22 protein-coding genes are annotated in these 25,300 nt (G+C 61.6%); 12 read left to right on the top strand and 10 right to left on the bottom strand.

The genetic code is table 11. The features are described from left to right. Positions 1-8: 8 nt before the first annotated feature. Positions 9-1,451: an MFS transporter gene (locus NCS03_RS22080; RefSeq protein ID WP_250529790.1), complete on the top strand. Its 1,443-nt coding sequence runs from the start codon at positions 9-11 to the stop codon at positions 1,449-1,451. A 7-nt stretch (positions 1,452-1,458) separates the two neighbouring features. On the opposite strand, the gene NCS03_RS22075 is transcribed toward NCS03_RS22080, so the two are convergent. Beyond that, positions 1,459-2,364: a LysR family transcriptional regulator gene (locus tag NCS03_RS22075; RefSeq protein WP_008348350.1), complete on the bottom strand. Its 906-nt coding sequence runs from the start codon at positions 2,362-2,364 to the stop codon at positions 1,459-1,461. Between the two features lie 105 nt (positions 2,365-2,469). Here NCS03_RS22075 and NCS03_RS22070 point away from each other — a divergent pair, with 105 nt between their 5' ends. The 4 genes from NCS03_RS22070 (at position 2,470) to NCS03_RS22055 (ending at position 7,881) form a co-directional block, all read left to right on the top strand. Then, complete coding sequence (locus NCS03_RS22070; RefSeq protein ID WP_250529789.1) at positions 2,470-6,006, top strand: indolepyruvate ferredoxin oxidoreductase family protein; 3,537 nt, start codon at positions 2,470-2,472, stop codon at positions 6,004-6,006. Between the two features lie 129 nt (positions 6,007-6,135). Continuing rightward, positions 6,136-6,438 (top strand): hypothetical protein, encoded by a 303-nt coding sequence (locus tag NCS03_RS22065; protein WP_250529788.1) that lies wholly within the window; start codon positions 6,136-6,138, stop codon positions 6,436-6,438. Between the two features lie 52 nt (positions 6,439-6,490). Further along, positions 6,491-6,805, top strand: a complete 315-nt coding sequence (locus NCS03_RS22060; protein WP_250436689.1) for a hypothetical protein — start codon at positions 6,491-6,493, stop codon at positions 6,803-6,805. 137 nt (positions 6,806-6,942) lie between these two features. Then, the gene (locus NCS03_RS22055; protein WP_250529787.1) at positions 6,943-7,881 is read left to right on the top strand and encodes a Gfo/Idh/MocA family protein; all 939 of its coding nucleotides are present in this window, start codon (positions 6,943-6,945) and stop codon (positions 7,879-7,881) included. A gap of 10 nt (positions 7,882-7,891) precedes the next feature. Here NCS03_RS22055 and NCS03_RS22050 read toward each other — a convergent pair whose 3' ends face one another. The 5 genes from NCS03_RS22050 to NCS03_RS22030 form a co-directional block, all read right to left on the bottom strand. Continuing rightward, positions 7,892-10,357 carry a glycosyl hydrolase 2 galactose-binding domain-containing protein gene (locus tag NCS03_RS22050; protein ID WP_250529786.1) on the bottom strand — a complete coding sequence of 822 codons (2,466 nt, stop codon included), beginning with the start codon at positions 10,355-10,357 and terminating at the stop codon, positions 7,892-7,894. Between the two features lie 69 nt (positions 10,358-10,426). After that, positions 10,427-11,431 (bottom strand): DUF1839 family protein, encoded by a 1,005-nt coding sequence (locus tag NCS03_RS22045; protein WP_250529785.1) that lies wholly within the window; start codon positions 11,429-11,431, stop codon positions 10,427-10,429. Then, the gene (locus tag NCS03_RS22040; protein WP_033536223.1) at positions 11,428-12,495 is read right to left on the bottom strand and encodes an amino acid--[acyl-carrier-protein] ligase; all 1,068 of its coding nucleotides are present in this window, start codon (positions 12,493-12,495) and stop codon (positions 11,428-11,430) included. The genes NCS03_RS22045 and NCS03_RS22040 overlap by 4 nt, the downstream gene beginning before the upstream one ends. 2 nt (positions 12,496-12,497) lie before the next feature. Continuing rightward, the gene (locus tag NCS03_RS22035; RefSeq protein WP_175981087.1) at positions 12,498-13,751 is read right to left on the bottom strand and encodes an acyl-CoA dehydrogenase family protein; all 1,254 of its coding nucleotides are present in this window, start codon (positions 13,749-13,751) and stop codon (positions 12,498-12,500) included. Further along, complete coding sequence (locus NCS03_RS22030; RefSeq protein WP_008348335.1) at positions 13,748-13,999, bottom strand: acyl carrier protein; 252 nt, start codon at positions 13,997-13,999, stop codon at positions 13,748-13,750. The genes NCS03_RS22035 and NCS03_RS22030 overlap by 4 nt, the downstream gene beginning before the upstream one ends. 415 nt (positions 14,000-14,414) lie before the next feature. Between NCS03_RS22030 and NCS03_RS22025 the strand changes: the two genes are divergently transcribed. Next, positions 14,415-15,131, top strand: a complete 717-nt coding sequence (locus tag NCS03_RS22025; protein WP_250529784.1) for a YdcF family protein — start codon at positions 14,415-14,417, stop codon at positions 15,129-15,131. 59 nt (positions 15,132-15,190) lie between these two features. Then, the gene (locus tag NCS03_RS22020) at positions 15,191-15,730 is read left to right on the top strand and encodes an HD domain-containing protein (protein WP_008348331.1); all 540 of its coding nucleotides are present in this window, start codon (positions 15,191-15,193) and stop codon (positions 15,728-15,730) included. On the opposite strand, the gene NCS03_RS22015 is transcribed toward NCS03_RS22020, so the two are convergent. Next, positions 15,710-18,394, bottom strand: a complete 2,685-nt coding sequence (locus NCS03_RS22015; protein ID WP_250529783.1) for an excinuclease ABC subunit UvrA — start codon at positions 18,392-18,394, stop codon at positions 15,710-15,712. The genes NCS03_RS22020 and NCS03_RS22015 overlap by 21 nt on opposite strands. Positions 18,395-18,540: 146 nt before the next feature. On the opposite strand from NCS03_RS22015, the gene NCS03_RS22010 reads away from it, so the two are divergent. After that, positions 18,541-18,789: a hypothetical protein gene (locus NCS03_RS22010; RefSeq protein WP_502801536.1), complete on the top strand. Its 249-nt coding sequence runs from the start codon at positions 18,541-18,543 to the stop codon at positions 18,787-18,789. Between the two features lie 30 nt (positions 18,790-18,819). Here the strand turns inward: NCS03_RS22010 and NCS03_RS22005 are convergent, their stop codons facing one another. After that, entirely contained in the window at positions 18,820-19,242 is a 423-nt protein-coding gene (locus tag NCS03_RS22005) for a hypothetical protein (RefSeq protein WP_008348325.1), read from the bottom strand. 598 nt (positions 19,243-19,840) lie between these two features. Here NCS03_RS22005 and NCS03_RS22000 point away from each other — a divergent pair. Beyond that, positions 19,841-20,587 (top strand): FadR/GntR family transcriptional regulator, encoded by a 747-nt coding sequence (locus NCS03_RS22000; RefSeq protein WP_008348324.1) that lies wholly within the window; start codon positions 19,841-19,843, stop codon positions 20,585-20,587. A 14-nt stretch (positions 20,588-20,601) separates the two neighbouring features. On the opposite strand, the gene NCS03_RS21995 is transcribed toward NCS03_RS22000, so the two are convergent. Next, a complete protein-coding gene (locus tag NCS03_RS21995; protein WP_175981079.1) occupies positions 20,602-21,012 on the bottom strand; it encodes a hypothetical protein in 411 nt (136 codons plus the stop codon). Between the two features lie 543 nt (positions 21,013-21,555). On the opposite strand from NCS03_RS21995, the gene NCS03_RS21990 reads away from it, so the two are divergent. Next, complete coding sequence (locus NCS03_RS21990) at positions 21,556-22,641, top strand: glycosyltransferase (RefSeq protein WP_250529782.1); 1,086 nt, start codon at positions 21,556-21,558, stop codon at positions 22,639-22,641. Then, a complete protein-coding gene (locus NCS03_RS21985) occupies positions 22,638-23,492 on the top strand; it encodes a polysaccharide deacetylase family protein (protein ID WP_175981075.1) in 855 nt (284 codons plus the stop codon). Before NCS03_RS21990 ends, NCS03_RS21985 begins: the two co-directional genes overlap by 4 nt. A gap of 1 nt (position 23,493) precedes the next feature. Here NCS03_RS21985 and NCS03_RS21980 read toward each other — a convergent pair whose 3' ends face one another. Further along, positions 23,494-24,321, bottom strand: a complete 828-nt coding sequence (locus NCS03_RS21980) for an alpha/beta fold hydrolase (RefSeq protein ID WP_250529781.1) — start codon at positions 24,319-24,321, stop codon at positions 23,494-23,496. A 260-nt stretch (positions 24,322-24,581) separates the two neighbouring features. On the opposite strand from NCS03_RS21980, the gene NCS03_RS21975 reads away from it, so the two are divergent. Continuing rightward, on the top strand, positions 24,582-25,229 hold the full coding sequence (locus tag NCS03_RS21975; protein WP_175981073.1) for a carbonic anhydrase: 648 nt from the start codon (positions 24,582-24,584) through the stop codon (positions 25,227-25,229). Positions 25,230-25,300 lie beyond the last annotated feature (71 nt).

Below are 25,300 nucleotides of genomic sequence, written 5' to 3'. Positions count from 1 at the left end.
GACAAGCAATGGCCATCATGCAGGGCACTTCGCGTCTGCACGACGCCGCCGACAGCGCGTTCACGGACGCGCCCGCCATCGCGGACACGGCGGGCATCTCGGCACGCCTCGACCGGCTTCCCGCCACGCGCGCGGTGTGGAAACTCGTCTTTCTGCTGAGCCTCGGCTTCTTCTTCGAGCTATATGATCTGCTCTTCACCGGCTATATCGCGCCGGGTCTCGTGAAGAGCGGCATTCTCACATCGACGACCGCGGGTCTCTTCGGCACGACGGGCGTCGCGAGCTTCATCGCCGCGCTGTTCTGCGGCTTGTTCATCGGCACGATCGCGTGCGGCTTTCTCGCCGATCGCTACGGACGTCGCGCGATCTTCACGTATTCGCTGCTCTGGTACGTCGCGGCGAATACCGTGATGGCGTTTCAGGACACGGCACTGTGGCTCAACTTCTGGCGCTTCGTGTCGGGGCTCGGCATCGGTGTGGAACTCGTGACCATCGGTACTTATATGTCCGAGCTTGCGCCGAAACATCTGCGTGGAAGGGCGTTCGCCGTGTGTCAGGCGATCGGCTTTTCCGCCGTGCCGGTGGTCGCGTTCCTTTCGTATCTGCTCGTGCCGCGCGCGCCGTTCGGCTTCGATGGCTGGCGCTGGGTCGCATTGGCGGGGGGCGTGAGTGCGCTGTTCGTTTGGTACTTCCGGCGCAATCTGCCGGAAAGCCCGCGCTGGCTCGCGAGCAAAGGCCGCATCGACGAAGCCGACGAAGTGCTGCGCCGTCTCGAAGACACGGTCGCGCTTCAGTACGGCAAGCCGTTGCCCGCGCCGGGTCCTTCCGATCCCATTGCAAGAAACGCCGGGTTCGCCGATATGTGGAAGCCGCCGTATCGCAAGCGCACGCTCATGCTGATCGTCTTTCATATCTGTCAGACGGTCGGTTTCTACGGCTTCGCGAACTGGGTGCCGACTCTGCTCGTCAAGCAGGGCGTGACAGTCACGTCGAGCCTGCTCTATACGACGGTGATCGGGCTTGCCGCGCCCATCGGTCCCTTGCTCGGCTACTGGATCGCCGATCGTTTCGAACGCAAGCATGTGATCGTGTTCATGGCGGCCGTGAATATCGTCGCGGGCCTGCTGTTCAGCCAGGCGTCGGCGGCGGTGATGATCGTCACGCTCGGCGTGTTGCTGACGCTCGCGGGCAACATCATTTCGTTCACGTATCACACGTATCAGCAAGAGCTTTATCCGACGACGATCCGCGCACGCGCTGTCGGCTTCGTGTATTCGTGGAGCCGGCTATCGGCGGTGTTCAGTTCGTTCGTGATCGCGTTCGTGCTGAAGGAAGCGGGCGTGACCGGCGTGTTCGGCTTCATCGCGGGCGCGATGCTGATCGTGATGATCTGCATCGGATCGATGGGACCGCGCACGCTCGGGCGATCGCTCGAAAGCATTTCGCATTGAGTTCGAACTAAGCACCACAGGCATGAATCAGGAACTGCTGCACGGCGGTCGACGGGGCGCTCAACGTCGCGCCCTTGCGCCAGATCATGCCTGCTTCCATATGAGGAATCGCGTCGTTGACGGGCCGCGCCTCGATGCGCTTGCCTTCGAGCGACCACGGCCGAAACACCATATCCGATAGCACCGTGACGCCGAAGCCATGCGCCACGAGTCCGCGCAGCGCTTCCATCGAACTCGTGCGAAACGCGATGTTCGGTTCGATGCGCTTCTTGTGCCAGTAGCGCATCGTCGATTGCTCGCCTTCATCGACGGTAATCAGAATGTAGGGATGCACGGCGATATCCTTCAACGATACCGCGTGCTGCTGCGCGAGCGGATGCATCGGCGCGACCCACAGTTGCCGGCGCGAACGCATCAAGACCTGGCTGTCGAAACGATTCGGACGCTGCAGATTCGATAGCAGCACCACGCCGATATCGACATCGCCATTCGCGACTGCTTCTTCGATTTGCGGCCGCTCCATGTCACGCAGATCGAAATCGATGAACGGATACGTCGCACGAAAGCGCGCGAGCAGTTCCGGCAAAAAATACCCGAGCACCGTATAGGACGCCGCGATTCGCGCGACGCCGCGCATGTCGTGCGCGCGAAACGGCGGCATGTGCATCGCATCGCGCGCGGCGTCGAGCACGCGGCGCGCATGGTTATGAAAATCCTGACCGTCGGGCGTCAGCGCGACGCCTTGCGGCAGGCGCTCGAACAGCTTCGTGCCGAGCGCGCTTTCGAGCGCGAGCACCGCATTCGTGATCGCCGACTGCGATACGTGTTCGTTGGCCGCCGCCATCGAGAACTGGCCCGTTTGCGCGGCGGCGACGAAGTAGCGCAACTGCCTGAGCGTGAGATCGAACGCCATCTGATTTTCAGATACCGGAGTTGTGTATTCGTGATTTTACGATCGCAAATCGGCTTCCTATACTCGGCAAAAAAACTAATTCCCGAATTCCGGAGACATGCCCTCATGAACGCACCCGATCGCGCCGCACTAGCCGCTGCAACCGTAACGCTCGACGATAAATACACGCTGGAGAAAGGCCGCGTCTATATCAGCGGCACGCAGGCGCTCGTGCGTCTGCCGATGTTGCAGAAAGCGCGCGACCGCAAGGCGGGGCTGAACACGGCGGGCTTCGTTTCGGGCTATCGCGGATCGCCGCTCGGTGCGCTCGATCAGTCGCTATGGAAGGCGAAGGCGCATCTGAAGAATAACGACATCGTGTTTCAGCCGGGCGTGAACGAGGATCTCGCGGCGACGTCGATCTGGGGCACGCAGCAGATCAATCTGTGGCCGGGCGCGACACGCGATGGCGTGTTCGGCATGTGGTACGGCAAGGGACCGGGCGTCGATCGCACCGGCGATGTTTTCAAGCACGCGAATTCCGCAGGCACCGACAAGCATGGCGGCGTGCTTGTCCTCGCTGGCGACGATCACGCGGCGAGGTCGTCCTCGGTCGCGCATCAGTCGGATCATGCGTTCATCGCGGCGGGCATTCCGGTGCTGTATCCGTCGAACGTGCAGGAGTATCTCGACTACGGTCTGCACGGATGGGCGATGAGCCGCTATTCGGGCCTGTGGGTCGCGATGAAATGCGTGACCGATGTGGTCGAATCGACGGCATCGATCGATCTCGATCCGGATCGCGTGGAGATCGTCACGCCGGACGACTACGCGATGCCCGAAGGCGGCCTCAACATTCGCTGGCCAGATTCGCCGCTCGCGCAGGAAGCGCGTCTGCTCGACGAGAAGTGGTACGCGGCGCTGGCCTACGTGCGTGCGAACAAGCTCAATCGCGTCGTCATCGATTCGGACAAGCCGCGCTTCGGCATCATCACGGCGGGCAAGGCGTATCTCGATGTGCGTCAGGCGCTCGTCGATCTCGGTCTCGATGATGACACCTGCGCGCAGATCGGCCTGCGCGTGCTGAAAGTGGGCTGCGTGTGGCCACTCGATGCGCAGGACGCACGCGCGTTCGCGACCGGTCTCGAAGAGATTCTCGTCGTGGAAGAGAAGCGGCAGATTCTCGAATACGCGCTGAAAGAAGAGCTTTATAACTGGCGTGAAGACGTGCGCCCGCGCATCTACGGCAAGTTCGACGAGCGCGACAACGAAGGCGGCGAATGGTCCGTGCCGCGCGGCGACTGGTTGCTGCCGGCGCATTACGAGCTATCGCCCGCGTTGATCGCGAAGGCTATCGCGCGTCGTCTCGCGCGCGCGGATCTTCCCGAAGACGTGCGTGCGCGCATGTTGTCGCGCGTCGAAACGATCGAAGCGAAAGAGCGCGAGGCAACCAAGCCGCGCGTCGATGTCGAGCGCAAGCCGTGGTTCTGCTCGGGATGTCCGCATAACACATCGACGCGCGTGCCCGAAGGATCGCGCGCGCTCGCGGGCATCGGCTGCCATTACATGTCGATGTGGATGGACCGCAAGACCGAGACGTTCAGCCAGATGGGCGGCGAGGGCGTCGCGTGGATCGGCCAGATGCATTTCTCCGGCGATAAACACGTCTTCGTCAATCTCGGCGACGGCACATACTTCCATTCGGGCCTGCTCGCGGTGCGCGCGGCGATTGCGGCGAACGCGAACATCACGTACAAGATTCTCTATAACGATGCGGTTGCTATGACGGGCGGCCAGCCCGTCGACGGCGTATTGACGGTGCCGCAGATCGCGCATCAGGTCTATGCGGAAGGAGCGAAGCGCATCGTCATCGTGACCGACGAGCCGCAGAAATACGATGCGAACGTTGCGTTGCCCCAGGGCGTGAACGTGCATCATCGCGATGAGCTGGATCACATTCAGCGCGAGTTGCGCGATACGCAAGGCACGACCATTCTCATCTACGACCAGACTTGCGCGACGGAGAAGCGCCGTCGCCGCAAGCGTGGCACGTATCCCGATCCGGCGCGTCGCGCGTTCATCAACGATGCGGTTTGCGAAGGCTGCGGCGATTGCTCGGTGCAATCGAACTGCCTGTCGGTCGAGCCGATGGACACGCCGCTCGGCACGAAGCGCAAGATCAACCAGTCTTCGTGCAACAAGGATTTCTCGTGCGTGAAGGGCTTTTGCCCGAGTTTCGTCACCGCTGAAGGCGCGCAGGTTCGCAAGCCCAAGGCGGCCGCAGGCGTGAAGCCGGACTTCGATAATTTGCCGATCCCTTCGTTGCCTGCCTTGTCGAAGCCTTACGGCATTCTCGTGACGGGCGTCGGCGGCACGGGCGTGGTGACGATCGGCGGATTGATCGGCATGGCCGCGCATATCGAACGCAAGGGCGTGACCGTGCTCGATATGGCGGGTCTCGCGCAGAAGGGCGGCGCGGTGCTGAGTCACGTGCAGATCGCGCCGAAGCCGCAAGCGCTGCATGCGACACGTATCGCAACGGGCGAAGCGCGGCTCGTCATCGGTTGCGATGCGATCGTGTCAGCATCGAACGATGTGCTGTCGCGCACGCGTCACGGCATCACGCACGCGGCGATCAACAGCGGCGCGACGCCGACCGCCGAGTTCGTCACGAATGCGCAATGGACCTTTCCCGCTGCGCAGACGGAGCAGGCGTTGTCGGAGAGCATCGGCGCGGGATGCGAGTTCGTCGATGCCAATGCGCTCGCGTTGAAACTGCTCGGCGACACGATCTATTCGAATCCGCTGCTGCTTGGTTTCGCGTGGCAGAAGGGCTGGTTGCCGCTCGAACTCGCGAGCCTCACGCGCGCGATCGAACTGAACGGCGTGGCCGTCGAGAAGAACGTGCTCGCGTTCAACTGGGGCCGCTTCGTTGCGCAGAACGGCGCCGGCGATCTGCTCAAGTCCACGCAGCGCGCGGTCATCGTGAAGATGCCGGAGTCGCTGGAGAGCGTGATCGCGACGCGCGAAGCGTTGCTCGCGGCGTATCAGAGCGAAGCGTATGCGCGTTCGTATCGCGATGTCGTCGAGCGCATTCGCGAGAAGGAAAAGCTGCTGAACGCGAAGTTACCCCTTACGCGCGCCGTCGCGGTGAATCTCGCGAAGCTGATGGCTTATAAGGATGAGTATGAAGTTGCGCGTCTCTATGCCGATCCCGCGTATCTCGACAAGCTGCGTGAGCAGTTCGAGGGCGAACCGGGCCGGGATTACAAGCTGATGTTCCATCTCGCGCCGCCGCTTTTCGCTAAACGCGACGAGCGTGGCCATCTCGTGAAGCAGCGTTTTGGTGCGTGGATGCTGCCGGCGTTTCGCGTGCTCGCGAAGATGAAGGGTTTGCGCGGCACATCGTTCGATGTGTTCGGCAAGACGGAAGAGCGCCGCACCGAACGCCGGATGATCGCGGATTACATTGCGCTCGTAGATGAATTCGTTGCGACGCTCGATGCGCAACGATGCGATGCCGCGTTGAAGCTTGCGCAACTGCCTGATGAAATCCGCGGCTTCGGGCATGTGAAGGAGCGCAACATCGCGGCCGTCGCGAAGAAGCGCGAACGGTTGATCGAAAGTTATCGCGCGCCGGTGGAGGTGGCGGCGACTGCGTGAGCGGGCGATAGGGTATCGCGAGGTGACGAATCGGAAGCTGTATCGCGGATTCGTCACCGTAACTTCAAGTGGCGAATCAATTCGGATGGCAAAGTATTCTGTTGGCTCGCTATGTTCGAGAGTCAGAATATGCAATCGTCGTTGCCGTATAGCAGAGACGAGCCGTCGTTCGATTGGAAGCCTGCAAAGAAGCCGATTGAGGTGGGTCGCTTCGAAATCCGTCCACCGTCCGTGCCCTTCAATGCGAAGCCAATCCATGACGCGGAGCTGGATGCCGTCATTGGCTATCGCGAGGAAAACGCGGGCGTATCGCGCATCTATGCGCTCGACGGGCGAATCGCGATAAGCGAGAGGCCTATAGAGTCGCCGCTTACCGTCGTTCGAGAGCGCGCCTACACCATTCTTCACTTCGCTTACAGACACATCCTATGAAGCAGCCCACCGTTCATACCACGGCGCATATTGATTCCAGTGCGACAGTGCAATGGGACAGCGATTGCTTCACTGTGCTCTGCGCAATCGAGTATGCGGCTTTGTCCACTTCCGTCGCAAGACGGTCAACCTAAGCGAAGAGATCGACCGGCGCTGCGATATCCATCCGCCGGTGTATGTCATTACTGCGGGAACGCTATCGATGGTGTTAGATTTGGATAAGCGTCTCAAGGGGTTCGACCTCTACACAAATCCCGAAAAGTGGGTTGCATGCTCGCTGCCTTTGCGCGGCGCGGTTCAGGAAACGCCGCATATCGAGACGTCGTTCGATGCAAACGGTCACGGGAACGGGCATCGGGGTCGATGAGAATCTGGCGCAGATTTGCGTAGAGGGTTTATTTCTGGAAATAACGAAGCCGAAGCATGAAACGCTTTGGGCCACGCTGTTCGGCCGCGGTCACGCGGGAACGTGATTCGGTTCCACGGAAAGGAGGAGACATTCGCATGAAAGCCGTACACAAGCTCGCCGTCGTCGGCATCGGCAAGATCGCGCGGGATCAGCACTTGCCCGCGATCGCCGCGCAGCCGGGGTTCGAACTCGTCGCGTGCGCGAGCCGCAATGCAAGCGTCGAAGGCGTGCGCAACTATCCGGATATCGGCGCGCTGCTCGCCGCCGAGCCGTCGGTCGATGCAGTGTCGCTCTGCGCGCCGCCTCAAGTGCGTTACGCGCAAGCGCTCGTCGCACTCGACGCAGGCAAGCACGTCATGCTCGAAAAGCCGCCAGGCGCGAGCGTGAGCGAAGTCGAAGCATTGCGCGACGTTGCACGCGCGAACGGCTGCACGCTCGTCGCCTCGTGGCATTCGCGCGCGGCGAGCGCAGTCGAACCGGCGCGCGCCTGGCTCGCGTCGAAGGAACCGGGCGCGATTCGCTCGGTAGAAGTGCGATGGAAGGAAGACGTGCGGCGCTGGCATCCGGGGCAGCAATGGATCTGGGAGCCGGGCGGTCTCGGCGTATTCGATCCAGGCATCAACGCGCTATCGATCGTCACGCGCATCCTGCCGCATGAAGTCGCGCTGCGCGCCGCCACGCTCACGATGCCGGCCGATACATCCACGCCGATCGCCGCCGAACTCGATTGCGTCGCGACGAACGGCGCGCCGGTGCGCGCGGTGTTCGATTGGCGTCACGGTCCCGTCGAGGAATGGGACATCGACATCGAAACGGACGCGGGCCGCCTCTCGATGCGCGAAGGCGGCAAGCGTCTGTCGATCGCGGGCAAGGAGATCGATGTCGAAGCCGAGCGCGAATATCCCGCGCTGTACGAGCACTTTCACACGCTCATCGAAACGAAAACGAGCGATGTCGATGTGCGACCGCTGCGACTCGTCGCCGATGCATTCCTCACCGGACGGCGCATCGAAACGGAAGCATTCGGCCGCTGACGCGCGCGCATCACGAAGCGCGATACGTCGCGCTTCGAATCGCATTGATCGCGAATACATCGCCCTCGGGCGCGGCGCTCACGTTCCCGTGCCGCGCGACGAGCGGAATGCGACGCGTGCTTCCCGGCGCGAGATGAAACCAGTCGATGCGTGCGAAGTAGTTCGGATCGGCGATATGCACCCAGCGCGCGAGCTGCGCCGTTTCGACAATGAGACTGAAGCCCTCGTCGTCCTTCTCGACGGTGACGCTCAAGCCGATATCGCGCCGCTCGCCGATCGACGGATCGGGGAAGTGGAACGCTTCCGACAGCACTTCGTTCGTGTCCGCGTCGCGCAGAACGACATGCGTCGCATCGTGCGCGCGCGGGCCGAAGCGATACGCATATGCGATATCGAAGAATGCGCCGATCAGCGCATTCGACGACACACGTTGTACGCTGCGCGGTTGCAATACGACATCGCGCGAACCGCTCGCCACCTTGATCGCGCCTTCACGCAGGCACGCCAGTTCGACGCGCGCGCGAATCTCGCGCGCGGTATCGTTGACGAGATGAACGTCGAGTCCGTCGAGACCTTCATCGAGGATCAACGCCTGCACGGGTTGAAGCACGCGCGCGAGTCCATGCAGCGCGCTCTTCGGTGCGCCGAGAACGTCGATGACGCCCCAGCCCGCGCCCGGACGCACATCGAGCAGATTCCATACGATGCCCCCCGCACAACTCGATCCTTCGCGACGCCATTCCGAGAACACCGCGCCGATCACATCCGCGACGACCGCGCGCGACAGTTCCAGATAGCGCTCGGGATTTTCATAGCGCAAACGCGGCACGTCCATGCGATAGAGCGATCGCATGTAATGCTCGCGTACATCGTCGAAATCCCACGCCGAGCCGGGATCGCGCGGCACGCCTGCTTTCCAGCGCGGTTCGTGCGCGCGCGCATTCGGTATCGCGCGCAGGGCGACATCGTCGGGAACGTTGGCGAACGCGAGACATTCGGAGGCGAAGCGCACGTGCGCGCGACGCACATCGTCGAACGGGCGCTGATACGCCGGCACGCCGTAGTAATGCGTAATGCCGCCGCGCGTGCCGAAAGGCATCGACTCCTCGTCGCCGGGCGCCGCGCTCGGCGAGTTCACGACATACGCGACGTCGGGCCGCTGCGCTGCAATCGCATTCGGCAAGAGTTCGGTGAAGAGGCGCTGCTGATACGCGTCGAAGGGCAGGCCGAGCATCGCCGCCTGCTGATGCACTTCGCTTCCGCCACACAGCACCGCGAGCGATGCGAAGCGTCGCGTGCGTGAAAGGAACTGCTCGGCTTCGCGTTGCGCGCTCTCGCGAAATGCTTCGTCGTCCGGATAATCGAAGTTCGCGAACGCGAAGTCCTGCCACACGAGCACGCCGTATTCGTCGGCGAGTTGGTAGAACGTGTCGGATTCATAGAGCGTGATGCCGCTCACGCGAATGATGTTCAGGCCCGCATCGCGAATCAGGCGGAAGACGTTCTCGAGTTTCTCGCGCGGCGCATCGAGCGCGACGATGTCGGCCGATGTCCAGCACGCGCCGCGCGCGAATACAGGCACGCCGTTCACGACGAGCTGAAAGCCTCGGCCGTCCACACCACGATCGACTTCTATCGTGCGAAAGCCGACTTCGCCGAGATCGATATCGCCGAGCTTCACGGCATAGCGCGATGGCTCGCCATGCGTGTGCGGATACCACAAGCGCACATCGGGCACGCGCACGCGGCCTTTGAGCGTGCGCGCGTCGTGCCATTCCAGCGTGGCGTGCGCGTCGCCACATTCGATGCGAACCGGCGCCTGTTCCTGTGTATGAAAGTAGCGCACGGTGACATCGAGCATGCCATCGTTGCCGTCGATGCTCGTGCGCAGATCCACGTTGTCGATGCACGCGCGCGTTTCGCCGATCAATTCGATGGGGCGCCACGGACCCGCCGGTTGAATCGTCGGACACCATCCGGACATATGCCCGAGCAGCGTCGTGCGAACGTTGCGCAACGTGGCGGGTTGCGCGAGCTTCGGACGCCAGCGCGCACGTCCGCGTTTGGCGGCAAGCGCGGGCGCGATCGAACGGAAGCACAGATGAAGCGTATGCTCGCCGTTGAGTTCGACGTCGAGATCGTGCGCGACGAACATCGAATCCGATTCGAGCAGCTTGCGATCGTCGAGCCATATTTCGGCGATGGTCGCGAGCCCATTGAAGCGCAAGCGCCGCATGCCGTCGCCCGCGAGCTTCACGCGATACCAATGATCGGAATGCGCGAACGGCTGCGCGAGCGCTTCATCGCTGACGCCTTGCGCGCGCAATGCGGATGCGATCGTGCCCGGCACGGGCGCGTCGATCCATTGCGTGACGGTGTCGAGCGATGCGGGCGCCGCGCATGAACCCGCTGGCGTGCTCACGCATTGCCAGCCTTCTGAAAGACGCCGCGCCGCGTGCGCGCACTGGTCGTGCATGAACCTACCTCGTCGATGGAATGCGAAGAACGACGCCAAAGCCGCGCGGCATGCGCGCGGCTTCGGCGTTCACAGAAAGCGCGCGGCGAGCGGCTCGATAACCTTGTCGTACGAAGCCTGCATCGAATCGAGGCAGTCTTCGCACAGGTCCGAGCGCGAGCGCATGCGGGCGCGCGCGAGTCGAAACTGCATGACCATCGCTTCGCTCGCGATCGCTTGAGCGCTCGTCTGAATATCGCTCGATACTTCCACGCCGTGCCGGTTCAGCCAGCCGAGATACTTCGACAGCAACTCGAAGTTCGAGCCGAGCTGACGCATCACGTTGAACGTGTAGAGGTGATAGTACGCGGGATCGCGTTCGAGCAACGCACGCAGATGCTCGGGAAATTCCGCGCGCCATTGCGCAACGGGATTCACCGCGGGACGTTCCGCGAGACGCAGCTTGAGCAGCTCGACCGAGCGTTGCAGCATCGCATCGCCTTCGAGCGGCGCACGCGCGCGCTTCACGAACTCGACGTACGGGAAGAGCGCGTGCACATCGCTTGCGAGGCCCGGCATCAGACGGAACACGCCATCGTAGTCCTCGCCCGCCAACGCGAAGTAACCCGCATTATGGAAGTACGTGATGCGCTTCGCTTCCGTGTCGATGGCGTCGATCGCGATGGTCGTCTTCGTATGCGTCTGCCGATACGCGGTCGCGCGTGTGTCGGGCAGATAGTACGAGTCCATCTCGACCACCACGATCTGCCCGCGGCGCGTCTGCTCGCGTACGTGCGCTTCCAGCGTGTCGTAGATCGCGAGCTCTTGCGCCTGCAGGCCATAGAGCCGCGCGATATCGTCGAGCGAGAACTTCGGGAACGTGAACTGATCGCCCTCGAATGCCTGCGTCACCGTGAAACCGAGCGCCGCATGCGGATCGCAGCCGTAGTGATGCAGCAGCTCGATCCACAAGTCGACATAGCAGTTCGTCTCCAGCCAGACGCGCTCTTCGCGATGCAGCGCGTGCTGGATGTAGGCGGTGTCCGCAGGCATGGACGTGTCGGTCACGGCTTCTGCCGGCGAGCGTGCGTTCATGCCTTGTTTCCCAGGTTCGCGAGGCCTTCCTCGATGAGCGGCGCCTTGTCGCCCCAAAGCAACTGACGCACTTTCTCCGGCCACGCCTTGACATCGAGACCGTGGTGACGGAAGAGCGCGAGCGTCGTGCGCTCCATGCCGAAGCCGACACACGCGGTATGCGCGACCTGATCGTCGGCCTGACGGATGTGCCACAGCTCGCCGAAGTGGTCCTGGTGATAGTTGAACGACAGGCACGCGGTCGGACGGTCGGGCGTCGCGACGGGCACGAGCAGTTCGAACTTCAGTTGCTGCGCGCGCTGGCTATCGGCGACGATCATGCCGCCGCGACCGAAGAACGGATCGTTGGCGAGATCGATTTCGAAAGGCAGTTGCAGCAGATTGACGAGCAGCGAACCGCGGTCGATCCACTTCTGACGGAACGCCATCACTTGCTCGGGGCTGCCGACGCGGATGTATTCGCGCATCCGGAACATCTGCATGCGGCCCGGATCGATCGACGGCTCGTGGCGGAAGCAGTACGAGAACGCATCGAAGATCGCGCCGTCAGCCGCGAGATTGCCGCGCTTCGCGACGAGCGGATAGATCGGATAGCACGCGGCCGGCGTGAGCACGAGGCGCGTCGGCTTTTGCTGATCCATCCATTCGTCGGAGCGCTCTTCCTCTTCACCGATATGCACGATCTTGTCGAGCGCTTCGAGCAGGCGATGATGCCCGCGATCGTTGCCCTGGAACGAGTGGATCGTGCCCGCCAGATTCGGGAAGCTCTTCAGATACTCGCTGTCCTCGAAATCGCGGCGGCGCATCGCGGGCGGAAAGCGCAGCACTTCCGCGTGTTGATCCGCGCCGAGCATCGTGATGGCCTGATTGAGCCGTTCGACGACATCCTCGAATACTTCGCTGCGGCCATAGAGACCGTCTTCGCCGGTATCGAGCAGAATGCCCGCTTCGATCAGGCGATCGCGCAAGGTCAAGTCCGATTTGTCGTACGGTGCCTGTGTCTCTTGTGATTGTGCTTGTGCTTCGGCCTGCATCATGGCGGCCTGTTCCGTCGGCATGTTCATCGTCAAATGGTCCCCGTTGCGGCGCGCTGCGCAAGCAGCAGGTTCGCCGTGTTCAATTCGATGCGATCGTTGCTGATCATGAGCGGCGCCGAATGCAGATCGCGCAGATGGCGCCCCACGCTGAACGGCGTGTCGTTCTTGTAGCCCGCCATGCCGCAGATCATCAGCGTCTCTTGCACGACATGCAAAGCCGACTGCGAGATCGCCAGCTTGAGCATGTTCAGATCGGCGTTGATGCCGATCGACGCCGCGAGCGGTGCGTCGTCGTCATTGCTCTGGTTCGCCTTGCGCGCCGCGCGTTCGGCCTGCGCCGCTTCGACATTGGCGAGCGATTCGCGCAGCCGCGCCTGCATCATCTTGATGAGCGTGAGCACTTGCGAAAGGCGCGCGGCCGAAGGCGGCAACGCGGGCTTGCCGCGCGCCTGATTGCGGAAGAACTGATGCCCGCGATTCGCCGCGTCGCTCGCGATGCCGCACCATACCGACGACCACAAGGTATGGGATACGGGCAGCATGCTTTCGTCGGCGATCTTCGAGAACGGCGTCGGCAGAATCTGTTCCGCGATGCCGCTCGCGACCAGTCGATGTCCTTCGCTGCATGTCCCGCGCATACCGAGCGTGTCCCACGTCCCACGCTGCTCGAGCGTGAACGTTTCGCGCGGCGCTACGATCAGCACCTGATCGGAGGGCGGCGCGTCCGGATGACGGCGCGCCGTCACGAGAATGGCGTCGGAATACTTGCCGTACGAAATGGTCGGTGCGAGCTTCTCGATGCGAAACGCGTTGTCGACGAGATCGACCGCGCACGCGCTCGTACGCATGTTGCCGCCGATGTTCTCTTCCGACGTCGCCGATGCGAGCAGCAACTGTTCGTTGACCATGCGAGCAAGGAAAGCGCGCTGCCACGGCACGTTCACGCCATGATCGACGATGCAAACGACCTGGCTCTGATGCATCGCATAGATCATCGCGGACGATGCGCAGCCTTGCGCCAGTGCCTCGCACAAGCGCGCGACGCCGGTGAGCGACAGACCGTCGCCGCCGTATTCCGTCGGGATCATCGCGGAGAAGAGACGCTCCTTGCGCATCGCTGCAACCGCTTCGGCGGGAAAGCGCGCTTCGCGATCGACCGCGTCGGCGTACTGGGCCGCGACGGCCGCGACGCGCTTCGCGGCTTCGATCAGTTCGCTTTCGCTACGCAAGATTGCGCTCTGCGCGAGCTCGGCGACTTCAAGCTCCTGAGCGGGCGCGTTCATGCTGCCGCCTGCGAACGACGCAGTTCGTCGACCGCCGATGCGAGCGAATCGACGCTCGAAAAGAGACGGCGCGTGAGCATGTGATCGGGAATTTCGATGCCGAACTCGTCTTCGATCGCCAGCATCACATGGACCGTGGCAAGCGAAGAGAGACCGGCGGCGTAGAGATCGTCGCCGTCGGCGAGCGTATCGATGGGCACGTCGAGACGAGCGGACTCGGCGAGGATGCGGCGCAATTCAGTTTTCATTGTCTATGTTTTCCCTTGTACCCGGCCATTGGTGCAACTAACCCGGGTCGCGACGATGAGTTCTTATCGAATGTCGCTAACCCCGGTGCGAATCGGCAGTGGTGTTGTTGATGTCTCGGGAAGACGGTTCCACGAGAGCCCTCGCACGCACTGTTTTCTTATAGCTATTGTTTGATCGTATTTAACGAATTTGCGGGCCTATGCGTCCGTGCGATGGCGCACGGAGGGCTTCGTCGAGAAAGCATCGTTTTGTGCGATATCAAGCACGTCGCGATCGGATGCGATGATTCACACTCACGTCAGCGCTTCATATTCGATAAATAGGTAACTCCTTCGCATGGTCGAATGAGTGATAAGCAAAAACGATGCGTACACTGAAAGCATTTTGAAACGATAACTTTCCGGAGTGAATTGATTGGTTCTGATATCGCTGCTGCTTCTATTCATTGCGCTGTTCCTCGTTTGGAGAAAACGGCGCGGATTGATTCTGGTGATGACGGCTATCGTCTTCTGGGGGCTCGGAAGCTGGTTTCCGGGGCCGCTCGTGCGGCTCGCGAACGATCACTACGCGTCGATGAAGGATCCGACGTTCGGCCCGCGCACGGCGATCATCGTGCTGGGCGGGGGGACCTGGTACGACCATAATCGGCGTCTCGTGCCCAAGGGTGACGCGATGACGCGCATCGATCTTGCGGCGTCGCTCTATAAGCGTTGCGTCGAGATGGAGAAGGCGTGTTTTGTCATCATGAGCGGAGGCAACCCGCAGCATCACGAGCAAAGCGAAGCAGACTTATATGGAAGCCTGCTTCTCGACGCAGGCGTGAAGCGCGCAGATCTCATCCTCGAAAATCAGAGTCTCGACACTTATGAGAACGCGCGCAATACGGAGAAGATACTGCGGTCGCGGCCCTACGATACGTCGGTTTTGATAACGTCGTCGCTTCACATGCGTCGCGCGATGCTCGCGTTCGAAGCCTTCGGTTTGCATCCGCAGCCGACCGTCGCTTATGTTCGTCCGCAGTTCATGTGGTGGCGTCCGCATCGAAGAGGATGGTTCGATTCGAACAGCGCGTTGCATGAGCTGGTTGGTATCGTGCGGTTTTATGTATGGAGGTGGGTCGGGTTGTATTGAGACTGGCGCGTCGGCGCAAGACCTATACTTCCGGTAAAGACGACACGGAAGGCCATCCAGTGAATCAACTCATCCACGCCGTCGCGTTCGCGGCCGACAAACATCGCAAGCAGCGCCGCAAGGATGCGGACGCGTCGCCGTACATCAATCATCCGATCGCGCTCGCTCATGTGCTCGCGAACGAAGGCGGGGTCGAAGACGAGCGCGTGCTGATCGCCGCCATATTGCACGACACGATCGAAGACACGGACACATCGCGCGATGAACTCGTGCGGCGGTTCGGCGCGGAGATCGGGCGCATCGTCGACGAAGTGACGGACGACAAGTCCTTGTCGAAGGCCGAAAGGAAGCGTTTGCAGGTCGAACACGCGGCGCATATCAGTCACGGCGCGAAGCTCGTGAAACTCGCCGATAAGATTTGCAATTTGCGCGATATTCTCGCCGCGCCGCCGTCCGGCTGGAGCGATGAGAGAAAGCGCGAATACTTCGATTGGGCGAAGCGTGTCGTCGATGAATTGCGCGGCACGCACCGGGAACTCGAAGCCGTGTTCGATGAGGTCTATCGCAAGGGCATCCCTTCAGGACACGTGGTCGCCTGAGGCCAGCGCGTCGCTCAAATAACGCGCCGTGCGGCTTGCAACATGTTCGGCGATACGTTGCGGCGTGCCCGTCGCCACGATCCGGCCGCCATCTTCACCGGCGCCCGGGCCGATGTCGATGATCCAATCGGAAAGCGATGCGACGCGCATGTCGTGCTCCACGACGACGACCGTATTGCCCGCATCGACGAGCCCTTGCAGTTGCGCCATCAGGCGATCGACGTCGGCGGGATGAAGCCCCGTCGTCGGCTCGTCGAGAATGTAGAGCGTGTCGCCGCGATGCGCGCGCTGCAGTTCGGTTGCGAGCTTGATGCGCTGCGCTTCTCCGCCTGATAGCTCCGTCGCGGGCTGCCCGAGCCGCAGATAGCCGAGGCCGATGTCGCGCAACACGGCGAGCGCGCGCATGACGCTGGCTTCATCGGCGAAGAAGTCGCATGCCGTATCGACGGTCATGCCGAGCACATCCGCAATGTTCTTCCCATGCCATTCGATTTCCAGCGTCTGCGGGTTATAGCGCGATCCGTGGCATGTCGCGCACGACGTGTAGACGCTCGGCAGGAACAGCAACTCGACGCTGACGAAGCCTTCGCCTTCGCATGTCGGGCAGCGTCCTTGCGCGACGTTGAACGAGAAGCGTCCTGCGCCATAGCGGCGCTTTCGCGCGGCCGGCGTGTCGGCGAAGAGCTTGCGAACGTGATCGAAGAGGCCGGTGTAGGTCGCGAGATTCGAACGCGGCGTGCGGCCGATCGGCTTCTGGTCGACGCGCACGAGACGCCGGATCGTCTCCATGCCTTCGATGATGCGTCCGCCCGCCGAAGCGTCGGCTCGAGCGAAGAGCGGGTCCTGCTCGTCTTCTTCTGCATCGTCGAGCGCGCGTCCGAGCCGCTCCGCGACGAGTTCCGGCAACGCCTGACTCACGAGGCTCGACTTGCCCGAGCCCGAAATGCCGGTGACGGTCGTGAAGGCGCCGAGCGGAAACGCGGCATCGATGCCATGCAGGTTATTGCGCGTGATGCCTTCGAGCCGCAACCATCCGCGCGGTTCGCGTGCGACGCGTTCGATCGTTTGCTTCGGCGCGAACAGATGCCTGCGCGTCTGCGATTCCTCCACCGATGCGAGGCCTTCCGGCGGCCCGCTATACAGCACATGTCCGCCTCGTTCACCGGCGGCCGGACCGACATCGATCAGCCAGTCCGCGCGCCGCATGGTGTTCAGATCGTGCTCGATGACGAACAGCGAATTGCCTGCTGCCTTCAATCGCTGCAACGCGGCGAAGAGCGCTTCGCTGTCGGCCGGATGCAAGCCCGCGGATGGCTCGTCGAGCACATAGACGACGCCGAAGAGCTGCGACGCGAGTTGCGTCGCGAGCCGCAATCGTTGCAGTTCGCCGGATGAGAGCGTCGGCGTCGCGCGATCGAGCGAGAGATAGCCCAGGCCCAGATCGATGAGCGTGCCGAGCCGCTCCAGCAAATCCGCCGCGATGCGCTCGGCGGCGGCGCGTTTCTCGTCGGAAAGATTGGCCGTGCGGCGCACGTCCGGCGCGGCCTTGTGCGCCGAGCCGCCTGCCGCGACGCGCTTGGCCGTCGCCGCGATGCGGTCTTTCCTCGCGAGCGCGGGAGCCGGCGCTTCATCACTGGCGGGCCATTCTCCGCGTGCGATGGGCGCAAGTAGATCGGCGAGTCGGATGAGCGGCAGACGCGCGAATTCGGCGATGTCGAGCCCTGCGAACGTCACCGATAGCGCTTCCTTCTTGAGCCGCTTGCCGTGACATGCGGGACAATCGCTGCCGACCATGAAGCGCGACACGCGCTTTTTCATGAGCGCGCTTTGCGTGTGCGCGAAGGTATGCAGCACGTAGCGGCGCGCGCCGGTGAATGTGCCCTGATAGCTCGGTTCGGCGCCGCGTTTCAGCGCGGCTTGCGTCTCTTTCGGCGTGAGACCGGCGTACACCGGCACCGTCGGCTGCTCTTCGGTGAACAGAATCCAGTCGCGATCCTTCTTCGGCAAGTCGCGCCACGGCGTGTCGACGTCGTAGCCGAGCGTCACGAGTATGTCGCGCAGATTTTGTCCGTGCCACGCGGGCGGCCAGGCCGCGACGGCGCGCTCGCGGATCGTGAGCGAGTCGTCGGGCACCATCGACTTTTCCGTGACTTCGTAGACGCGGCCGAGGCCATGGCACACGGGACACGCGCCCTGAACCGTGTTCGGCGAAAAATCTTCCGCGTACAGCATGGGCTGCTTCGGCGGATAACTGCCGGTGCGCGAATAGAGCATACGCACGAGGCTGGAGAGCGTCGTCACGCTGCCCACCGACGAGCGTGCATTCGGTGCGCCACGCTGCTGCTGAAGCGCGACGGCGGGCGGCAAGCCTTCGATCGAATCGACCTGCGGCACGCCGACTTGTTCGATGAGCCGCCGCGCATACGGCGCGACCGATTCGAAATAGCGGCGCTGCGCCTCGGCGTAGAGCGTGCCGAATGCGAGCGAGGACTTCCCGGAACCGGATACGCCGGTGAAGACGACGAGGGCGTCGCGTGGCACGTCGACATCGACGTTTTTCAGGTTGTGCTCGCGCGCGCCGCGCACGCGCACGAAACCTGCTCTCGATGCAGGCGCGGCATCGTCGCGATAGGCGGATTCGCGTTGGGTTTTGCGGGCATCCATGAGTCGGGCGGGTTGTCTGGCCGGGCGCGGCGGCGGAAGTAAGGAATTCGCATGCAGCATGCCATATACCAGATGGCATTTTGAATTACGCATCATGCATGCGATCGCATTCAGACCGGTGGTGAACCTGATCGACGAGGGAAAAAATGAGGACAATGCCGGTGCGGGTTCCGGTCGCGCTGACGGCAGGTGTGACGATAGGCGGGTCGGGCGTTGCGATGGCGCAGTCGGGCGGCAACGGCAATGGCGGATCGGGCAGGGGCAACGCTCACGGCGCGGCAACGGCCGGGCCGACCGTCGGCGGCGACAACACGTCCACGCCCGGCAGTACGCGCCAGGGCAGCTTCCACTCCGAGCACAAAAAGAAAGCGAAGCCCGCGACGACGACCCAGTAACGGGCCGATCGTAGCGGCGGGCGTTGCCGATCAGACCGCGACACTTTCGATGTCGATATCGTCGGTGCCGAGGCGCGAGAAGATGTCGCAAACGGCCCGCATCTCCGCTTCGTCGCGAATGCTCACGATGACGCGTGTAATGCTGCATGCCACGTCAGCGTCGCCGCCGTCCGCGCCGAACGAGGGGAGGATGTCGTCGCTCGACATGTCGAGTCCGTAGGGATAGTCGTGCGTATCTACCACGCCCAGATGTTCCCCGTGCCCCGCGTATTCCGCCGCGATCCATTGTGTCTGCGCATTGTTGCTCTGCGTTTGCGAAGTATGGAAATCCGCGAAGCCGCTCATGCTCGCCACGCGCACGCGGTCGGCCGCGATTCCTTCCGCGCGCAGGTCTTCGAGTGCTTCATCCAGCTTACGGGAGCCGTAGAACGCTCCGCTTACTTCACGCATCATTTGCTCGTCTCCTTGCCTGCCAACCTCGATGCCGCGTCTCAGTATCGCTGTGAAAATTGCGAATGTGAATACGGATGTCCACCGGTTGAGCGCCTGTCCGATGAGTGACTTGCACGAGAGGCGAAAGACGTGTGGTGCAACGCATAGACATGCGTGGCGATTAACCGGTGAACCGCTGTGATCGGGCTCGCGACTGCGCGAGTTGATGGCGAATCCAACGGATGCGGCATGGACTCGCGAGCCGGACGATGAAGCGAACCGCCAATGCGCGGACAAAAAGGATATTTGCCGACGTGCGGCTGATGCCGTCTGGCGGGCGCGTTTCACTTCATGCGGTACATGAACTTTACGCCGCAACAAACGGTTTATCAACGCTTTGCTTTGTCCCTATTCGGACGTTTTCGATAGGGATTTCCATCATGACCGGCACAGCGTCGAACAGAGCTCGCCGCGTCATGCGGCTCGCTCAATGAAGCGATTGTTGGTTCTAGAAATTGCCTCGGTGGATCGTCGAATTTCGCGCTGAAAACGATAGTCATCGTACAAGCTGTCCCGCGCCCTATAATTGCTCATCGAGCATACAAAGATCGGCCTTTCAATGTCCCAAGCACTCGCGTCCGGCGCGCTTCGCCGCTCCCGAAATCTCACCGAGGAAGTCGTCGCCGAGTTATCGGAGCGGATTCGCAGCGGCGCGCTTCAGCCCGGCGACAAGCTGCCGACCGAATCGGAAATCATGGCGCAACTCGGCGTGAGCCGGACTGTCGTGCGCGAATCCATTTCGCGATTGCAGGCTGCGCGCCTCGTTCAGACGCGGCACGGCATCGGTACATTCGTGCTCGAAGCGGGCGATCAGGAGCGGTTCCAGATCGAGGCCGCGGGCGATCTCACCGTGCGCGACGTGATGGCGATTCTCGAATTGCGCATCAGCCTCGAAGCCGAGGCGGCCGGTCTCGCGGCCATGCGCCGCACCGATGAAAACCTCGCGCAGATGCGCCGGGCGCTCGACGAATTCGAGCGGCTCATCGAAGCGGGCGAAGGCAGCGCGGTCGCGGCCGATGTGGCCTTTCATCTCGAGCTTGCGAAGGCTACCGGTAATCGTTACTTCCATAGCATCCTGAGCCAGCTCGGCAACACGATCATTCCGCGCACGCGCGTCAATTCGGCGGCGCTTGCGCATAACGATCCTTCTGGCTATCTCGATCGCGTGAATCGCGAGCATGAAGATATTTTCGATGCGATCGAACGCCGCGATCCCGAAGCAGCACGCGCGGCCATGCGGATGCATTTGTCGAACAGCCGGGAGCGGCTGCGGCGCGCGCATGAGGCCGCATCGAAGAATGACTGATCGCAGTGCGTCGTTTAATCTTCTTCAAGCATGACCGAAAGCGTGCCGGCTTCGCTTTGCACGCCGGCATCGAGATCGATCTCGTGCGGCGCCATCCTGGCAATCGCGCGCAGAAGACGCGGCGAGAAGCGCGCGCCGAAACGCGCGATCTCGGCTTCGCGTGTAGCGTCATCGGCATGTGAGAGCGCGCGCAACTCATTCAGCGGCAAGCCAACGAACAGATCGAGCGCGTAAGGCGGCGCATCCGAAGCGGCCGTCGTCCGCGACGAATCCGGCGCGCGTATGCGCAGGCCCGGTTGCAAATGCGATTCGAGCTCCATCGTCACTTCATAGTTCGCTTCCAGCTCGAGTGCCGCGTGCGCTTCGTTTCGTAAAAACGGCGCGACGGATTGCAAGCGGGCCAGTTCATCGTCTGAGAGCAGCATGATTTTTTCCTCCGGATATCGGTTGAAGTTATCACGCTCGAATGATGCTTGCCGGCCGAGAAAAATCGACCGAAAGACCGCGTTGCGGTTCGTTCTAAACGCGCCTAATTACTGTTTCAATGGGTTGTCGAGCTATCGTCCAAAAGGCTTGCTTAAGCGCGTGCGCATCAAACGTTTGCGCAATCGGCCCAATTCTTATCGCATGCTTAAGCACCCGCATGTCCGACGGGTTAGTTCGGAATCCCCGAATTCCACGCTAGGATCCGAATAGCTAAGCTGACGAAATTGCCAGCTACGAGTCAACCGAACGCGTAAGTGAGCCGTTAGCCTTTCACGCACTCGGTTCACTTCGTCGAAGAATCGTTATCGACGGATCGCCACTTCGGCGCGCGTTCATCTGCTTGCATTCTTTCTTTCGATAAGCCTCGTTCGAGGCCATATCAAATTCCTTGCGTTTTTTTACGAATCGCCAAGGCCAGTAAGGTAATGTGAATATTACGAAATATTTCCGACAGGAATGTGTCGGACGTGGAGACCAGGCGTTTGAAGATCCTACATAGCGAGTCCTCGAAGGGATGGGGCGGTCAAGAAATACGGACGTTGAAGGAGATGGTCGCGTTGCGCGAAAGCGGCCATACCGTCGAGCTGATTTGCCCGAGCGATGCGCGGCTCGGGCAACGTTGCGCCGAACTTGGGTTCGCCGTTCACCACGCGCGCATGCGCAGTGGCGGCGACATGCGATCGATTCTGGCCATCAAAGCGCTTCTGCGTCGCCGCGCGTTCGACGTGCTCAACACGCATAGTGGCCACGACAGTCTCGTTGCCGGCGCGGCGGGGCGGCTGGCGCGCACGCCGCTCATCGTGCGTACGCGGCATCTGGCATTGCCCATCTCGTCGCTCGCAACTTATACATGGCTTCCGCATCGCGTGATCGCCGTCAGTCATTACGTGCGCCGCTATCTGATTTCGGCGGGTGTTGCGGAGAAGCGCGTGCAGACTATTTACGATGGCATTCCGAAACCTCAGCATGTCTCGCATTCGACTTTGCGCGCGGAACTCGGTCTCGGTGAGGACGCATTCGTTGCGTGCATGGTCGCGATCATGCGCGACAAGAAGGGACATGAAGATCTTATTGCGGCAGTGCGCCCGCTCGTCGACACGCATCCCAACCTGCATGTTGTGATGGCGGGCGATGGTCCTTTGTTCGAACGCATCAAGGGAATCGTCGATAGCTTCGGCCTCGCCGATCGCATTCACCTGCTGGGCTTTCGCACCGATATCCCCAATATCTTTCGCGGTTCCGATCTATTCGTTCTTCCCACGCATCAAGAAGCGCTGGGCCAGGCTTTCATCGAAGCGATGGCGGCGGGCTTGCCCGTCATCGGCACGCATGTCGATGGCGTGCCGGAACTGATCGAAGACAACGTGAATGGACTGCTCGTGCCGCCGCACGATCCCGTTGCATTGCGTGCGGCGGTTGTCCGCATGATCGACGATCCGGCGTTGCGCCAGCGTCTGCGCGACGAGAGCCTTCGCATCACCGAACGTGGCTTCACCATAAGCGATATGGCGGACGAAACGGCCAGTTTCTATCAGCGCGCATTGCACGAACGAGGTCATCGCAGATGAGCGCGAAGTATGCACGCGCCGTTCCCGTGCTGATGTACCACCACGTCAGCACATCGCCCGGCATGATCACAGTGACGCCCGATAACTTCGCCGCGCAAATGGACTACCTTGCGCGCGCGGGTTATCGCACCATCGGCGCGGCGCAACTCGCAGGTTTTCTGAGCGGCGAGGACGTGCCCGCGAAATCGTTTGTCATCACTTTCGACGATGGTTATCTCGACAACTGGGTGCACGCGCATCCGGTATTGAAGCGCCATGATTTTACGGCGCTGTGCTTTCTTGTCAGCAGTTGGCCCGGCGAAGGCGGCGTTCGTCCGAATGCATCGGACAACTTGGCAACGATGCCGAGATTGCTCGATCATCGTGCGGGGGAGCGCGCAATCGAAAATGGATACGCCGATGATGTGATCCTGCGCTGGTCCGAAATCGAAGCGATGCGTGAAGCCGGCACGTTCGAATTTCATAGCCATACGCATTCTCATGTGCGCTGGGATCAGGTTGCGGGTTCGCGCGACAAGAAACGCAAGGCGTTGCAGAACGATCTGAGCGCCGCGCGTGGCGCACTGCGCACGCGTCTCGGCGAAGTATCCGATCATCTGTGTTGGCCGCAAGGTTATTACGACGACGACTATCGCGAAGTCGCGTTGAATGCGGGATTCAGGCACTTCTACACATGCCACACCGGAACGAACGTCGGCGCGAATCCGCTGGATCGCGCTGCATCCGACGATACGGAACGCACGATCAAGCGGCTCGAAGTGCGCGACCGGCCGGCTTCGTGGCTGGCATCGCGTTTATGGGTGCATACGCGGCCCGCGATAAGCCGAGCTTATCTGAAGATCAAACGCTGATTCACTGCTGATGCGTTCGCACGAAAGCGGCGATCGCATCGTTCACTGCATCGGTCGCATCGCGATGCGGCGAGTGGCGGCACTGCGGGAGCTTGACGAGCTGCGCGTGCCCGACAGCCGCCGCGATCTTGTCGAGTTGCAGCATCGACGCATATTCGTCGTCCTGGCCTTGAATGGCGAGCAATGGCCGTTTGATCGACGATATTTGTTCCGTGATGTCCCAATGCAAGAACGCGGGATTCAGCCACGCATCGTTCCATCCGTAAAAGGCTGAATCCACATCGTCGTGATAAGCCTCGAGCTTTTCTCGGAACGACGTCGTTTCATACATTTCACGCGCCTTTGTGATGCCTTCCACGGTCATCGGTTCCACGAACAAATGCGGAGCGAGGACGGCGAGACCGGCAAGCGATTCGGGAAATGCGCGGGCGTAGAGCAGGGCGATCGTGCCGCCATCGCTATGCCCGACGAGCCACATGCGCGCACGTTCCCGTGCGTCGATGTGGAGCGCATCGAGCAATGCGGGCAATACTTTTTGCGCTTGCAGATGCAGAAACTCGACCGGCCACTTTTCTTCGGCGCGCCGTGGCGTGGATCGGCCATAACCTGGCCGCGAATAGACGAGTCCCCTGCAGTTCAGGCGATCGCAAAGCATTTGCGGCCAGCCTTTCCATAGCCCGATCGAGCCCAGTCCTTCATGCAGGAACACTGCGATAGGCGCATCGGCGCGCTCCGGATTCAGCCACTGATATTCGATGCGCACCGAGGAAGCGACGCCATTCAGTTCGACGAAGCGCGTCGTGTCGATGCTTGCTGCAGGGTCGGTCATCTGTTTGCGAATGCTGAGCGTGAAGTACAAAGATTATCAGACGGCGCGCCTGCAGCTTTGAACCCACTGGCGAATGCATCATTGGTCCTGCGCGATCTTTCAAAAAAATAAATTTATTTGTCTGTTTTTTTCTCTGGACAGCGCTGAACTTTTTCTGCGAAAGTTATTCGTAAGAATCTCGCTGCACTGCAACGCAGATGCGGCCCTTATTCGAATACTTGCGTGTGCAACTATGGCGCGCCCGTTCTGGAGAGATCTGCATGAATCGACCGAAACGAATGCTTCTGGAAAACATTGCCTGGGCACGCGAGACCGCGCACGCCGACGCGCAATTTTTTCCGCGTCTCGCCCAAGGACAGAGCCCTAAAGTGCTGTGGATAGGCTGCGCGGATAGCCGCGTGCCCGCCGAGACTGTGACGAACGCCAATCCTGGCGACCTCTTCGTACATCGCAACATCGCTAACCTTTTTTCTCCATCCGATGACAACACGTTGAGCGTGCTCGAATACGCGGTGCGCGTTTTGAAGGTCGATCACGTAATCGTTTGCGGCCATTACGGATGCGGTGGCGTGCGCGCCTCGCTCCTGCCGAAATCGAGCGACCTGCCGCATGTGAATCGCCGGATCGCGCCGCTGTGCGCGCTGGGCGAACGGCATCGGCACGAACTCGATTCATTCGGCGAGCTCGACGCGCGCGCAAATCGACTCGCCGAACTGAACGTGCTCGAACAAGTGCGGCTTTTGCGAGAACACGCCATCGTGCGAGAGCACGACGTGCCGCCACGCGTTCATGGCTGGATCTTCGGCCTGCACGACGGGCTCATCAAAGTGCTCGCTTCGGGCTATGCCGAAGAGAGCGACAGTCGCGACATTGCGAGCGCGCAGGTCACATCGCTTCGGGCCGCCTAAGCCCGCTCATTTCCAACGATCGCTTATCGATGCGAGGTCGCTTTCGCGACATTCGCAGGACCCAACTCGTT

Source organism: Caballeronia sp. ATUFL_F1_KS4A, assembly GCF_023630905.1.
In the GTDB taxonomy this organism is placed as follows: Bacteria; Pseudomonadota; Gammaproteobacteria; order Burkholderiales; family Burkholderiaceae; genus Caballeronia; species Caballeronia zhejiangensis.
This window is presented reverse-complemented; position numbering and strand designations above follow the sequence as displayed.

Coding starts and splice junctions, on each gene's coding strand:
- NCS03_RS22055 (WP_250529787.1), top strand. CDS start 6,943: ATGAAAGCCGTACACAAGCTCGCCGTCGTCGGCATCGGCAAGATCGCG.
- NCS03_RS21995 (WP_175981079.1), bottom strand. CDS start 21,012: ATGCTGCTCTCAGACGATGAACTGGCCCGCTTGCAATCCGTCGCGCCG.
- NCS03_RS22045 (WP_250529785.1), bottom strand. CDS start 11,431: ATGAACGCACGCTCGCCGGCAGAAGCCGTGACCGACACGTCCATGCCT.
- NCS03_RS22070 (WP_250529789.1), top strand. CDS start 2,470: ATGAACGCACCCGATCGCGCCGCACTAGCCGCTGCAACCGTAACGCTC.
- NCS03_RS22040 (WP_033536223.1), bottom strand. CDS start 12,495: ATGAACATGCCGACGGAACAGGCCGCCATGATGCAGGCCGAAGCACAA.
- NCS03_RS22065 (WP_250529788.1), top strand. CDS start 6,136: ATGCAATCGTCGTTGCCGTATAGCAGAGACGAGCCGTCGTTCGATTGG.
- NCS03_RS22080 (WP_250529790.1), top strand. CDS start 9: ATGGCCATCATGCAGGGCACTTCGCGTCTGCACGACGCCGCCGACAGC.
- NCS03_RS22030 (WP_008348335.1), bottom strand. CDS start 13,999: ATGAAAACTGAATTGCGCCGCATCCTCGCCGAGTCCGCTCGTCTCGAC.
- NCS03_RS21985 (WP_175981075.1), top strand. CDS start 22,638: ATGAGCGCGAAGTATGCACGCGCCGTTCCCGTGCTGATGTACCACCAC.
- NCS03_RS22005 (WP_008348325.1), bottom strand. CDS start 19,242: ATGATGCGTGAAGTAAGCGGAGCGTTCTACGGCTCCCGTAAGCTGGAT.
- NCS03_RS22060 (WP_250436689.1), top strand. CDS start 6,491: ATGGGACAGCGATTGCTTCACTGTGCTCTGCGCAATCGAGTATGCGGC.
- NCS03_RS22075 (WP_008348350.1), bottom strand. CDS start 2,364: ATGGCGTTCGATCTCACGCTCAGGCAGTTGCGCTACTTCGTCGCCGCC.
- NCS03_RS22050 (WP_250529786.1), bottom strand. CDS start 10,357: ATGCACGACCAGTGCGCGCACGCGGCGCGGCGTCTTTCAGAAGGCTGG.
- NCS03_RS22035 (WP_175981087.1), bottom strand. CDS start 13,751: ATGAACGCGCCCGCTCAGGAGCTTGAAGTCGCCGAGCTCGCGCAGAGC.
- NCS03_RS21980 (WP_250529781.1), bottom strand. CDS start 24,321: ATGACCGACCCTGCAGCAAGCATCGACACGACGCGCTTCGTCGAACTG.
- NCS03_RS21975 (WP_175981073.1), top strand. CDS start 24,582: ATGAATCGACCGAAACGAATGCTTCTGGAAAACATTGCCTGGGCACGC.
- NCS03_RS22015 (WP_250529783.1), bottom strand. CDS start 18,394: ATGGATGCCCGCAAAACCCAACGCGAATCCGCCTATCGCGACGATGCC.
- NCS03_RS22000 (WP_008348324.1), top strand. CDS start 19,841: ATGTCCCAAGCACTCGCGTCCGGCGCGCTTCGCCGCTCCCGAAATCTC.
- NCS03_RS22010 (WP_502801536.1), top strand. CDS start 18,541: ATGAGGACAATGCCGGTGCGGGTTCCGGTCGCGCTGACGGCAGGTGTG.